Here is a 13020-nt window from a genome sequence, read left to right on the forward strand (position 1 = left end):
TCCCGGCCTTCCCATGGGGTAGGTTCGGAGCATGAGACGCGCTGTCTGCCCCGGATCCTTCGACCCCATCCACAACGGCCATCTCGAGGTTATTGCACGGGCGGCCGGCCTCTTCGATGAAGTCATCGTGGCCGTATCCACCAACCAGGCCAAGAACTACAGGTTCACCCTGACCGAGCGCCTGGAGATGGCGCGGGAAACCCTCGCCTCGCTCAAGGGCATCGTGGTGGAACCCGTAGGGGAAGGGCTGTTGGCAGAGTATTGCCGGCAGCGGGGCGTCTCAGCCATCGTCAAAGGGCTGAGGTCGTCGTCGGACTTTGACTACGAACTGCCCATGGCCACTATGAACCGGCAGCTCAGCGGCGTGGAAACAGTCTTCCTGCCGGCTGAGGCGCACTATCTCCACTTGTCCTCCACCCTCATCAAGGAGGTGGCAGGCCTTGGCGGCAACGTGGCCGACTACGTGCCCCGGTCGGTGCAGCGGCGGATGGTCCCGGGCGAGCCTCCGCACAACCAGCACCCGAAAGGGTAGGCTTGTCCGGTACTTCGGCACTGTGCGCCGGCCGGTTTGAGTCCCCGTGGCTCTTCAGGCTAAGATGGTACGTCGGTCATATGTTCAACAGGAGTTCTCATTAAAAGAGATGCTGGTTCGCCCTTGGCGTTCGATGTCAAGGACCTCGGGCGCAGCCCGGGAAGCATGCGGACACTGACGGAACATGTACCCGCACCAGGTGACCTTGGTGTGGCGCTCATTGGCGTTCAGGAAGGCTCGGATGTCGAGTTGGACCTGAGGCTTGAGGCCGTACACGAAGGAATTCTGGTATCAGGTACCGTGATCACCGAGGTAACAGGTGAGTGCGGCCGATGCCTGGATCCCCTTGCGTATGACCTTGAGGTCAATGTGCAGGAACTTTTCTTCTATGAGGGCGTGGAGCTTTCGGACGAAGAAGATAATGAAGAGCAACGTCGAGTCGAGCACGATGTAATCGATCTTGAACCGGTGTTGCGGGACGCAGTAGTGACCGCGCTGCCGTTCCAGCCGGTGTGCCGGGAAGACTGCCAGGGCCTTTGCTCCGAATGTGGAGTTCGCCTGGAAGACGAGCCGGGGCACCACCACGAGGTCCTGGATCCTCGCTGGGCTGCCCTAGCTGATATGGCTAAGCCTGACCGGCAAAATTGATGTGTACGTGTTTGTCTAGAGAGAAATGAGTTAGCCGTGGCTGTTCCCAAGCGGAAAATGTCTCGCTCGAATACCCGCGCCCGCCGCTCCCAGTGGAAGGCGACCGCCCCCCACCTGGTGAAGACCGTCGAGAACGGCCAGGTCACCTACAGCCTGCCGCACCAGGCAAAGGTCGTCACCGACTCGGCCGGCACTGCGCTGTTCCTTGAGTACAAGGGACGCAAGGTCGCAGACGTCTAATCGGCCACTCAGGCTGACATGATGTCTTCAACTGAAGAGCTTCTGAAGCGTCTCGGTGTCTCTATTGACGCCGGGACGCTTCGTCTTGCGCTCACCCACCGTTCCTACGCCTACGAAAACGGCGGCATTCCCACCAACGAGCGCCTGGAATTCCTGGGCGACTCCATTCTGGGATTCTCCGTCACGGACGCCCTGTACCGGGACAACCCGGACCTTCCGGAAGGCGACCTGGCGAAACGGCGTTCCGCCGTCGTCAGCACCCGCGCGCTGGCCGGCATCGGCCGCAGCCTGGGCATCGGGGAGTACATCTACCTTGGGCAGGGCGAAAAGCTCACCCAGGGCAAGAACAAGGCGTCAATCCTGGCAGACACCATGGAGGCCCTGATCGGCGCCACCTACGTCTCCAACGACATCGAGACAGCCCGCCAGCTGGTGATGCGCCTGATCGGCCCGCTGCTCAAGGACGCAGCAGCCCTGGGCGCCGGGACGGACTGGAAGACCAGCATCCAGGAACTGGCCGCCAGCCGCCAGCTGGGTACCATCCACTACGCCGTGGATGGTGCCGGGCCGGATCATGCGCGGACCTTCACAGCAGTCCTGCACGTCGGCGGCACCGCCTACGGGAAGGGCTCCGGCCACTCCAAGAAGGAAGCGGAGCAGGAAGCTGCTGCTGACGCCTGGCGGGTACTTTCCGGAGCCGGCAACCCTCCGGGGGCAGCCGCGTCCGCCGGTTCCGTCCCCGCAACGTAGCCGTGCCCGAACTTCCCGAAGTCGAGGTGGTCCGGCGCGGACTGGTGAGCTGGGTCAGGGGACGGACCATCGATGCCGTGGAGGTGGTTGATCCACGCTCGATCCGCCGGCACGCGCTGGGCACCGAGGACTTTATCGGGAACCTGCAGGGCGCCACCGTCAGGGACGTTGTGCGGCGGGGCAAGTTCCTCTGGATGCCGCTTCTGGACACCGGCGCCGGCGCGTCGGCGGAAACCCGGGAGAGTGCCGGCGTCCCGCAGGTGGCGCTCATGGCCCACCTGGGCATGAGCGGCCAGCTCCTGATGCAGGGCAGGGACGTGCCGGACGAAAAGCACCTCAAAGTCCGTTTCCGGCTCAGCCCGCGCAACGGCATGCCCGACCAGCTGCGGTTCGTGGACCAGCGGATCTTCGGGGGCCTGTTTGTCACGGACCTGGTTCCAACAGACGACGGCGGCCCCGGTGGACTCGGTGAATCGCCCCTTCCGCTGATTGCCGGGGAAGCGGCGCACATCGCACGGGATCCGCTGGACCCGGCCTTCTCGTTCGACCTTTTCTACCGGCGTCTCCGGAAACGCAAAACGGGGCTGAAGCGGGCACTGCTGGACCAGGGCCTGGTGTCCGGCATCGGCAACATCTATGCCGATGAAGCCCTCTGGCGCGCCCGGCTGCACTACGCCAGGCCCACGGACACGCTGCGGCGTGCCGAGGCGGAACGGGTCATCGCGGAGGCCCGGGAGGTCATGCTGGACGCCCTGGCCGCCGGCGGGACCAGCTTTGACTCCCTTTACGTGAACGTCAACGGCGCCTCAGGGTACTTCGACCGGTCCCTGAACGCCTACGGCCGCGAAGGGCTGGAGTGTAAGCGCTGCGCCGCAGCTGGCGTGTCCAGCCGCATGAAGCGCGAGCAGTTCATGAACCGCTCGTCCTACACTTGCCCGGCCTGCCAGCCCCGGCCGCGGAACGGCCGCTGGTAGCGGAACGCTCGCGGGAGGCCGGATAGAGCAGCCGGCTACCGGGCGCGGTAGTGTCCGGCCAGCTTCGCCAGGCCCTCGTCAATGGATACTGCCGGTGCCCAGTCGAGGAGCCGCCGGGTTTCACGCTGGTCGAACCAGTGGGCGGTGGAGAGCTGTTCGGCGAGGAACCTGGTCATCGGTGGTTCCCCGGCCCGCCCGGCCCGGGTCCACAGAACTTCGATCAGCGATCCTGCCGCCCGCGCCAGGCCGCCCGGAACGGACCAGGACGGAGCCGGGGCGCCGCCGGCGGCGCAGATGCCCGCCAGCAGCTCGCCTACCGGCCGCGGTTCACCGTTGCTGACCACGAGCGCCCGGCCGTGGATGTGGTCCATGCGGTGCAGCGCCGCGGCGATGGCTGAGGCGGCATTGTCCACGTAGGTTGTGTCGATCAGGGCAGCCCCGTCGTCGAGCAGCGGCAAGCGGCGGCGGCGTGCGCGGTCCAGTACACGTTCCACCAGCTGGGTGTCCCCGGGGCCCCAGACGATGTGCGGGCGCACCGCGGCGACCCGGAAATCCGGCGAGTCAGCAGCCAGCGCAAGAAGTTCGGCCCGCGCCTTGGTACGCGAATAGTCCCCGTGCGCCCGGTCCGGGTCCGCCGGTTCGGCGCCCAATCCCGCTATTGCGGCCCCTGAGTTGGCCACGGACGGCGAGGAAACGAAGACCAGGTCCCTGACGCCCGCCCCGCGTGCCGCGCGGAGCAGGCGGCGCGTGCCGTCCACGTTCACGGCATCGAAGTCCGTGGCCTTGCCCGTGAAGGAGACCTTGGCGGCCAGGTGGATAACGCCCTCCGCGCCGGCAACGGCGCGGCGGACGGCGTCGTCGTCCGTGATGGACCCGGGATGGTCCGTGGCGCCGTCGACGCCGGCCGGGCGCCGCTGGAAGGTGCTGACCTCGTGGCCCTGGCGGACCAGCAGGCGCGCCACCCCACCACCGAGCAGGCCGCTCGCCCCGGTGACCAGGACCCTCATGGCCTGCCCGCCCGGCCGCCGGACAGCACCGCGGCGGCCCACCGGGACAGGCGGGCCCGGTCGATCTTGGCGTTATGGCGGATGTCGGTGGGCTGGGAAGGGACAACCAGGACGGCGGAGACGCTGACGCCCGCCGCCCGGGCCGCTTCCCGGACCCGCGCTGCGAGCTGCGGCGCGGCGGGGCCCGCCCGGCGGGCCTGCGGCTCCGTCTCGACGACGGCCACCACAGCCTGCGTCCCGGAAGGGCCCACGCCGACGACGGCCGCCAGCCCGACGCCGTCCAGCCGTTCGATGGCCTGTTCTGCGCCCACCGGAGTCACCACGGCGTCCGGCGCGGTGACGACATGGGCCAAACGCCCTTCCACCCAGAGCCGGCCGGCACTGTCGAAGTGTCCGACGTCGCCGGTACGGTGCCACCCCGCCGTGCGGCTGCTCTCACGCTGGGTCAGCCAGAGCCTGTCATAGGTTTCCTTCACATGCGGGGCGCCCACCAGGATCTCGCCGGTGACCCCCGGCTCCGTGACAGGGGTGTTGCCGGGGGCGGTGCCGTCCGCAGTGAGCGGGATGAGCGCTACGCGGGCGCCATGCACCGGCAGGCCCACACACACGCCGTTGCCCGCCCCTGCCATGTTTCCGGCGGCAGCGTCTGCCGCGGCGGTACGGATCTGTTCAAGGCTGATGTCCGTGACGGGCAGCGCCTCGGTCATTCCGTAGGGGGTATGCAGCGAGGCGCGGGGCACCAGCCGCTGCATCGCCGCGAGGAGTGTTTCGGCCACCGGGGCGCCGGCCGAGAGGAGAAGCTCCACGCGGTCCAGGGCCTGCTGGCCGGCCTGGCCCAGGCCGTTCCGTGTGGCGAGGACGTTGCGCAGCGCCGCGGGGGAGGCGAAGACTACGGTGGCGTCGATGGCCGCGGCGGCGTCCGCCAGTGCGCGGGCTGTGAGGGTGCGCGGTGCGGTGACGTCCATGGCGGGCGTAACGGAGACGGCCCCCAGCGCCGGTCCCAAGAGTGCGAACGGCGCGAATCCGGCCACCAGGCGTGCGCCGGGGCGGATCCCCAGTGTCGCGGCCACGGTGTCCCGCATCGCCGCCAGCCGCCGCTGCGTGTAGACCACACCCTTGGCGGGTCCCGTGGATCCGGAGGTGAAGAGCACCGCGGCGAGCGCATCCGGGTCCGGGTCCTGCAGGAGTGGTGCCGTGAACTTGCCCTGGCGGGCCAGGGCGGCGAGGGAGGTCTCGACGGCGAGGAGCCGGCGGCGGGCGGGCGGCAGGTCCCGCACGCTGATGCGCCGCCCGGGCCAGCCGAGCACGGATGCTGCGGCGAGGGCCCTGTCGATGCCGATAAGGAAATCCGGGACGGCGCCCTGGACGGCGCGGCTCAGGCCCCGCGTGCCGAGTCCGGCATCCGCCACCACCACCACGGCGCCGAGCCGCAGGCAGGCGTAGAGGACTACGGTCAGGTCCACGCCGGGTGGAACCATGAGGCTCACGCGGCTGCCCGTCCGCACCCCGGCCTGCCGGAGTCCATTGGCGACGGCGGCGATCTGCTGTTCAAGCTCCAGCCAGCTGAGCGAACGGGAGACACTCCCGTCCGCGGCCATTTCCGCGACGGCGGTGTCCCCGCCGGCCGGTCCTGCCGCGAGCTCCGCCAGCGGTTCCCACAAAGGCGTAAAGCCGGTGCCGGAATCTTCCGCAAGGGAAGGCGCCGCAGGCGAAGGCACAGCCGGGGAAGACACAGCCTGGGGAGGCACGGCAGACTGAGCTGCCGCCGCGGACACAGTCCCTCCGCCGACAGGCGTACTGTCCCCGCCGTACCCGGCGAGCCACTCGAAGACGGGACCGGCGATGTCCCGGTCCTCCGCGACCAGATGGCCGGCACCTTCGAAACGGTGAACTTTCGCGGCCGGCAGCCGGCCGATCAGGTCCTTGAGGTACCGGTCGGAAAAAATCGGATCCCGCGGGCCCCAGAGCAGCAGCGCTGGAACGCGCAACCCGGGCAGCCCTTCGGCGACGCGCCTGAGCGCGGCAAAGCTGGGATGGGAAGCGTCTGCGGGGATGTCCGCCACGAAGTTCCCCACGCCCCCGCGGCGGCCGGCGCCCGCGTACGGGGCCATAAACGCGCGGCGGACGTCGGGGGCAAGCGGCGGGCGGGCCAGGGCATGGGTCACCCGCAGGAAAGCGTCCGACGTCGTTGTGCCCCACCTGTGCACGGCGGGGTGCAGGGCAAGCCGCAGCGCCGGCGGGATGGGTGAGCCGGCAGGCTGGTGGACAGCGGTGTTGGTCAGCACCACCCCGGCGAGCTGCTGCGGATGGGCCAGCGCCCAGCCGAGGCTGATCACCCCGCCCCAGTCGTGGCCGACGGTGACCACGGGGCCGTCCAGTCCCAGGGCGGCGGTGAGGTCGCCAAGATCGTTGATCCTGTCTGCCAGCCGCCGGAATGTGCCGGTCCGCTCGGAGAAGCCCATGTCCAGCTGGTCCACGGCCACCACGCGCCAGGGCTGCTCCGGGCGCGATCCGGCGGCCAGCAGCGTCCGCCACAGGTAGGACCAGGTAGGGTTGCCGTGCACGCACAGCAGGGTGCCGGCGGGAGCCAGGCCGCGGCGGGACAGCTGCGCTCCGTTGTCCAGGAGGTGCCAGCGGCGCACCGTTCCGGGTTCATCCGCGGCTGAGGTGGACGGCACATCGATTCCGCGTGACCATTCGGGGTCGACGCCGGGCCAGTCGGCGGCTACCAAACGATTTCCACCATGGCGGTGTTGAGGCCCGAACCGACGCCCATGCACAGCACTCGGTCCCCCTCATTAAGGTTCTGCGCCTCGGCGGCCAGGGTCATGGGGAGGGAAGCCGGCCCCACATTGCCCCAGTGCGGGAACGTGATGGGCACCTTGTCCGGGTCCAGGTCGATGGCGTCAACGATGGCCTGGGTGTACGCCGTACTCACCTGGTGCGTGACATAACGGTCCATCGAGCCCCAATCCCACTCCGGCTGGGCCTCGTGCCAGGCGTCGAGCACCAGCTGCAGGCCGCCGTCGAGAAGGCCCTTTGTGTCGGTGGCCATGCCGTCGATGCCGCCGACGCACAGCTCGTGGTGTTCCGTCCCGGCCCGCATCACACCGCCGAGGATCCGGTGCGCCCCCGGGTGTTCGTCCGCCGGCCCCAGGACGGCCGCAGCTGCCCCTGAGCCCAGGGTGAGGGTGGCGAACTCGCGGTTGAAGTCCTCGCGGGTTGTTTCGGGCCGCTGCAGCCGGGCCAGGGTGGCCTCCTGCGTGGCTTGTGCATCCTCGCCGTTGACGATCACCGCGTACTTGATCTGGCCGGAGTCGATCATGTTCGCGGCCAGGGTCATGCCGTTGACGAATCCCAGGCAGGCGTTGGCGACGTCGAAATTCATGGCCGAGGACGGGAGGCCCAGTCCGTGGTGGACCTTGACCGCGACGGACGGTTCGAGGTTCCGCCGCGTGACGGACGTGTTGATCAGCAGTCCCACCTCGGACGCTTCGATGCCGGAATCCGCCAGGGCCTTTGCGCCCGCCTCGATGGCGGCGTCGTCGAAGGAGGTACCGGGGGCCCACCACCTGCGGTGCGTGACACCGGCCACACGCTCGAGCAGCTTCGGCGGGAATTTCAGCCGGCGCAGGGTGGATGCCAGCCGGTGGTCGAATTCCGTGGAACTGACAATCCGCGGAGCCTGGACGCTGATCACCGAGAGCAGAGCGGTGTTGCGGTGCCGGAACGTTGCATTCCCTATCAAATCAAGCCTCTGTTCGTGTCCGTCCTGTGCTGTGGCGGGTAACCGCCCCCTCAAGCACAAAGCCCAAGGACTAATCATGCCCGGTGCCGGTCCATTCCTGCACATGCAGAACAGGGCATCCGGCCCGGCCCGGCCGGGCTTCTGCACGAAAATGTCCCGGCCCGCAGTAGATTGTAGGTATCCGTGGCTGTCCCCACCATCCGCGTCCGCCGAGCAGGAGAACCGAAACGCCTTGCACCTCAAAAGCCTGACCGTCCGGGGGTTCAAGTCATTCGCGTCCGCCACCACCTTCAATTTCGAGCCGGGGGTTACCGCGGTGGTTGGCCCCAATGGATCCGGAAAGTCCAACGTGGTGGACGCCCTTGCCTGGGTTATGGGGGAGCAGGGTGCCAAGACCCTTCGCGGCGGCAAGATGGAAGACGTCATCTTCGCCGGCACCTCGGGCCGGCCGCCGCTGGGCCGGGCCCACGTATCGCTGACCATCGACAACACTGACGGCGCCCTGCCCATCGAGTACAGCGAAGTGACCATTTCGCGGACCCTGTTCCGCTCGGGCGGTTCGGAATACGCCATCAACGGCGCCGGGTGCCGCCTGCTGGACATCCAGGAACTGCTGTCGGATTCCGGCCTGGGCCGCGAGATGCACGTCATTGTGGGCCAGGGCCAGCTCGACCGCGTCCTGCACGCCACGCCGGAGGACCGCCGGGGTTTTATCGAGGAAGCGGCAGGCATCCTGAAGCACCGCCGGCGCAAGGAAAGAACGGTGCGCAAGCTGGACGCCATGCAGGCCAACCTGCAGCGCCTCAACGACCTCACCGGAGAAATCCGCCGTCAGCTCACGCCCTTGGGAAAACAGGCCGAAGTGGCCCGCCGGGCCCAGCGCGTCCAGTTCGATGTCCGCGATGCCCGCGCCCGCCTCCTGGCAGACGACCTCGTCCAGCTGCAGCTGGCGCTGGATCAGGACGTAGCGGACGAGGCCGCCCTCAAGGAACGCCGGGCCCTTGTTGCCGGGCAGCTGGAAACCGGCCGGCGGGAGCAGGCCGTGCTGGAACAACGTGCAGCTGAAGCAACCCCCCAGCTCAACGCCGCCAGGGACGCCTGGTACCGTTTGTCCGCCACCAGGGAGCGCCTGCGCTCCCTGGGCTCACTGGCGCAGGAACGCAACAGCCTCCTGGGTTCCGTGGAGGCCCCGCCGCCCGGCCGCGACCCGGAACAGCTGGAACGCCAGGCGGCCAGGGTCCGTGAGGAGCTTGCCGAACTGGAGCGCGACATCCTGGACCGGCGAAGCGCCCTCGAAGCAGCCTCTGCGGACAAGGCCGAAGCGGAACGCGCTGCCCTGGAAGAGGACAAGCGGCTCACCGCAGAGCTCCGCGCGGCAGCAGACCGGCGTGAGGGGCTGGCCCGCCTGGCCGGCCAGGTGGCGGCGGCGCGTTCACGCGTGGAATCCGCCCAGGCGGAGCTGGGCAGGCTGCGCGAATCACTTGCCGCCGGAACCGAACGGCGGGCCCGCGCCCAGGCCGAATTCGCGGCCCTGGAAAACCAGGTGGCAGGCGTTGAGGAGGGGGAGGAATCCCTCGACGCCGACTACGAGGCCGCCAGCGACGCCCTGGACACGGTGGTCCAGCAGATCGCAGGCCTCCAGGCCGCCGTCAGCGAGGGCGTCCGGAAGCGCGACGCCTTGGTGGCGCGGCGGGACGCCCTGAAGCTGGGCCTCGAACGGAAGGACGGCGCAAGCCACGCCCTGCATGCAGGCCTCGAAGGGATCCACGGAACCCTGGCAGCGCAACTGACCGTGACACCGGGCTTCGAGACCGCCATCGCCGCGGTCCTGGGCGAGGCCTCCGAGGCCGTCCTGGTCCAGGATTCCGCCACTGCTGTTGCCGTGGTCCAGCTTCTCAAGGACCACGACGCCGGACGGGCGTCGCTGCTCGTCGAATCGGCTGATGATGCTGCGGAAAAGCCGGCGGACGCCACAGTGCCCCTCCCTGAGGAGGCACACTGGGCAGCGGACCTCGTCACCTCTGCGTCCCCGTGCACACCGCTTGTGGCGCACCTGCTGTCCGGCACCGCCGTCGTCCCCGATATCCAGGCCGCGTCCGCCCTGGTGGCGGCCCACCCGGAGATGACTGCCGTCACCCGGGCCGGAGACATCTTTACAGCCCTGTCAGCCACGGGCGGCTCGGCGAAGGCGCCGTCCCTCCTTGAGGTGCAAGCGGCCGTTGACGACGCCGAGAGCGGGCTTTCCGAGGTCACGGCAGGTCTCGAGCGGAACAGGTTCGCCCTGTCCGGCGCCGAGGCCCAACGCGCCGAGGCGCAGGAGCGCGCCGACGCCGCACTGGACAGGCTGCATGACTCGGATGCCAGGCTGGCCGCCGTGGCAGAACGCCTGGGCCACCTGAACTCCGTCCTTCGCAGCGCCGTCGGTGAAAGCGACCGCCTGGCGGCATCGCTGGCCAAGGCTGAGCAGAACGTTGCCGCCGAGGAGGAAGCGCTCGCTGCCGTCACCGCCCGTTTGGCCGCATCACAGGAAGTCCCGCTGGAACAGGAGCCCTCCACCGGGCACCGTGACGCGCTGGCCCAAGCGGCATCACACGCCCGCAGCGCCGAGGTGGAGGCACGTCTGTCGCTCCGCAGCGCCGAAGAGCAGCTCGCGGCCACACGGAACCGGGCGGCATCCCTGGAGCGCGCAGCCGCCACGGAACGCAGGGCACGCGAGGAAGCTGCTGAACGCGCCCGGGTCCGCCGCATCAAGGCGCGCCGGGCAGCTGCCGTTTCCGCCGCCGTCGGCCTGGCGCTTCGCTATGTTGACGTGTCCGTGGACCTGGCACAGCATGAGCGGGACCTGGCGGAAGAAAACCGGGAGCAGCGGGACCGGGAGCTCGCGGAGATCCGTACCGCAAACGAACTGCTGGCGGGTGAATTCTCCGACCTCACGGACAACGTCCACCGTGATGAGCTCGCCCGGACCCAGCAAAAGGCACGGATTGAAGCCCTCGAGAGCCGCTCCATCGACGAACTGGGGATTACCCCCGATGCCCTGGTGGCCGAGTTCGGCCCGGATGTCCCGGTTCCGGTCCCGGCCGGGGAGGGCGGTGACAAATGGGCCGCCCTCCGCGCCCCGGTGGACCACACCGGTGCGGACATCGTGGAGGGTAAGCCCTACGTCAGGGCAGAGCAGGAAAAGCGGCTGCGTAAGGCCGAACGGGACCTCGCCGGCCTGGGCAAGGTCAACCCCCTGGCGCTGGAGGAATTCGCCGCGCTTGAGGAGCGCCACCAGTTCCTCAGCGCCCAGCTGGAGGACCTTAAGTCCAGCCGGAAGGACCTCCTGGACATCATCAAGGAAGTGGATAACCGCGTCCAGCGGGTGTTCACGGAGGCGTTCGAGGACACCCAGGCCCAGTTCACCCGGGTCTTCGCCAGGCTCTTCCCGGGCGGCGAGGGACGGCTGGTCCTGACCGACCCCTCCGACATGCTCACCACCGGCATCGACGTGGAGGCCCGTCCCGCGGGCAAGAAGATCAAGCGGCTGTCGCTCCTGTCCGGCGGCGAACGCTCGCTGACCGCGGTGGCCCTGCTGGTTGCCATCTTCAAGGCGCGGCCTTCGCCGTTCTACGTCATGGACGAGGTGGAAGCGGCCCTCGATGACACCAACCTGGGCCGGCTCATCACGATCTTCGAAGAACTCCGGGAATCCAGCCAGCTCATCGTCATCACCCACCAGAAGCGGACCATGGAAGTCGCCGACGCCTTGTACGGCGTCACCATGCGCGGCGACGGCGTCTCCACCGTGATCAGCCAGAGGCTTGGGGCCGAGGTCTGACGCTGCCGGTGTAACGGCAGGTCAACTGCCTTGCCGGCCCCAAAAGAGCCCCGGCGTCTATGAGAAGCTAGGGGAGTGAATGACATCCTTCCCATCCTTCTTTCCATCCTTGCTGCCCTGGTGGTTCTCGGCGGGCTGATTCCGGTCCTGATGAAGACCCGGAAGAACATCACGCGCTACCCCGGCACGCGGGACGCCAACGACCCCGTCCAGCCTCGGGCCGGCAGCACGGCCGTGGAGGACCGGCCGGGCTCGGTGGCAGACCGCACGGCCCCGGACGGCGCGGACCTTGAAGGGCTGGAAACCACCGAGGTCCCGGACAACGCCGCAGGACTTGAAGTCATTCCGGTGGAAACCCCGCTGCCTGTGGCAGGCCGGCTGGTCCGTCTCCGCGAACGGCTGGTCCGCTCCAACAACGTCATGGGCAAGGGGCTCCTGGCCCTGCTCTCGAGCGACAAGATCGACGAAAACGTCTGGGACGAAGTGGAGGAAACGCTCCTCCTCGCAGACCTCGGCACCGAACCCACCATGCAGCTCGTGGACGCGCTGCGCGAACGCGTGAAGGTGCTGGGCACCCGGACTCCTGAGCAGGTCAAACTGCTGCTGCGGGAGGAGCTTATAAAGCTCGTCGATCCCACCATGGACCGCACGCTCAACGTCCAGCGGCACGCCGACAGGCCTGCCGTGATGATGGTGGTCGGCGTGAACGGCGTCGGCAAGACCACCACCGTAGGCAAGCTTGCCCGGGTGCTGGTGGCAGAAGACAAGGACGTCCTGCTCGGTGCGGCGGACACGTTCCGTGCTGCCGCCGCAGAGCAGCTGGCAACCTGGGGCCAGCGCGTCGGCGTTCCCACCGTCAAGTCGGACATCGACGGCGCAGATCCCGCCTCGGTTGCCTACGAGGCGGTCAAGGCCGGCATCGACCAGGAAGTCGACGTGGTCATGATCGACACCGCCGGCCGGCTGCAGAACAAGGTTGGCCTGATGGACGAACTCCGGAAGGTCAAGCGCGTGGTGGAGAAGCTGGCCGAGGTGGACGAGGTCCTCCTGGTGCTGGACGCAACCACCGGCCAGAACGGCCTGAACCAGGCCCGCGTGTTCTCCGAAGTGGTCAACATCACCGGCATCGTCCTGACCAAACTGGACGGAACCGCCAAGGGCGGCATCGTCGTCGCAATCCAGAAAGCCTTGGGCGTCCCGGTGAAGCTGATCGGCCTCGGGGAAGGGGCAGACGACCTTGCCCCCTTCGAGGTTGAGGGCTTCGTGGACGCTCTGCTGAACTAGCCGCAGCAGCAGCCGGC

At 68.5% G+C, this 13020-nt stretch carries 10 protein-coding genes; 7 read left to right on the plus strand and 3 right to left on the minus strand.

Translation table 11 applies throughout. From position 1 onward, the window contains the following. The first annotated feature begins 31 nt into the window (after positions 1–31). The 5 genes from coaD to mutM all read left to right on the plus strand — a co-directional run bounded on the left by coaD (position 32) and on the right by mutM (position 3144). Positions 32–532: a pantetheine-phosphate adenylyltransferase gene (gene coaD / locus IEX43_RS00310; RefSeq protein WP_188808581.1), complete on the plus strand. Its 501-nt coding sequence runs from the start codon at positions 32–34 to the stop codon at positions 530–532. A gap of 123 nt (positions 533–655) precedes the next feature. Further along, the gene (locus IEX43_RS00315; protein WP_188808582.1) at positions 656–1180 is read left to right on the plus strand and encodes a YceD family protein; all 525 of its coding nucleotides are present in this window, start codon (positions 656–658) and stop codon (positions 1178–1180) included. Between the two features lie 36 nt (positions 1181–1216). Next, positions 1217–1420 carry a 50S ribosomal protein L32 gene (gene rpmF / locus IEX43_RS00320; protein WP_009356569.1) on the plus strand — a complete coding sequence of 68 codons (204 nt, stop codon included), beginning with the start codon at positions 1217–1219 and terminating at the stop codon, positions 1418–1420. Between the two features lie 21 nt (positions 1421–1441). Beyond that, positions 1442–2170, plus strand: coding sequence for a ribonuclease III (rnc, locus tag IEX43_RS00325; protein WP_188809032.1), 729 nt, complete (start codon positions 1442–1444; stop codon positions 2168–2170). 2 nt (positions 2171–2172) lie between these two features. Beyond that, positions 2173–3144, plus strand: a complete 972-nt coding sequence (mutM, locus tag IEX43_RS00330) for a bifunctional DNA-formamidopyrimidine glycosylase/DNA-(apurinic or apyrimidinic site) lyase (protein WP_188808583.1) — start codon at positions 2173–2175, stop codon at positions 3142–3144. Positions 3145–3179: 35 nt separating this feature from the next. Here mutM and IEX43_RS00335 read toward each other — a convergent pair whose 3' ends face one another. The 3 genes from IEX43_RS00335 to IEX43_RS00345 are packed head-to-tail and all read right to left on the minus strand — an operon-like array spanning position 3180 to position 7899. Further along, entirely contained in the window at positions 3180–4151 is a 972-nt protein-coding gene (locus tag IEX43_RS00335; protein WP_188808584.1) for an NAD-dependent epimerase/dehydratase family protein, read from the minus strand. Next, positions 4148–6883 (minus strand): alpha/beta fold hydrolase, encoded by a 2736-nt coding sequence (locus IEX43_RS00340; RefSeq protein ID WP_188808585.1) that lies wholly within the window; start codon positions 6881–6883, stop codon positions 4148–4150. The genes IEX43_RS00335 and IEX43_RS00340 overlap by 4 nt, the downstream gene beginning before the upstream one ends. After that, positions 6877–7899, minus strand: coding sequence for a 3-oxoacyl-ACP synthase III (locus IEX43_RS00345; RefSeq protein WP_066276852.1), 1023 nt, complete (start codon positions 7897–7899; stop codon positions 6877–6879). The genes IEX43_RS00340 and IEX43_RS00345 overlap by 7 nt, the downstream gene beginning before the upstream one ends. Before the next feature lie 232 nt (positions 7900–8131). Here IEX43_RS00345 and smc point away from each other — a divergent pair, with 232 nt between their 5' ends. Further along, positions 8132–11719: a chromosome segregation protein SMC gene (gene smc / locus IEX43_RS00350; protein WP_188808586.1), complete on the plus strand. Its 3588-nt coding sequence runs from the start codon at positions 8132–8134 to the stop codon at positions 11717–11719. 75 nt (positions 11720–11794) lie between these two features. Further along, the gene (ftsY, locus tag IEX43_RS00355) at positions 11795–13003 is read left to right on the plus strand and encodes a signal recognition particle-docking protein FtsY (RefSeq protein ID WP_188808587.1); all 1209 of its coding nucleotides are present in this window, start codon (positions 11795–11797) and stop codon (positions 13001–13003) included. The last annotated feature ends 17 nt before the right edge of the window (positions 13004–13020 follow it).

The organism is Pseudarthrobacter polychromogenes (assembly GCF_014644495.1).
Classification (GTDB): Bacteria; Actinomycetota; Actinomycetes; order Actinomycetales; family Micrococcaceae; genus Arthrobacter; species Arthrobacter polychromogenes.

Coding starts and splice junctions, on each gene's coding strand:
- rnc (WP_188809032.1), top strand. CDS start 1,442: ATGTCTTCAACTGAAGAGCTTCTGAAGCGTCTCGGTGTCTCTATTGAC.
- coaD (WP_188808581.1), top strand. CDS start 32: ATGAGACGCGCTGTCTGCCCCGGATCCTTCGACCCCATCCACAACGGC.
- IEX43_RS00335 (WP_188808584.1), bottom strand. CDS start 4,151: ATGAGGGTCCTGGTCACCGGGGCGAGCGGCCTGCTCGGTGGTGGGGTG.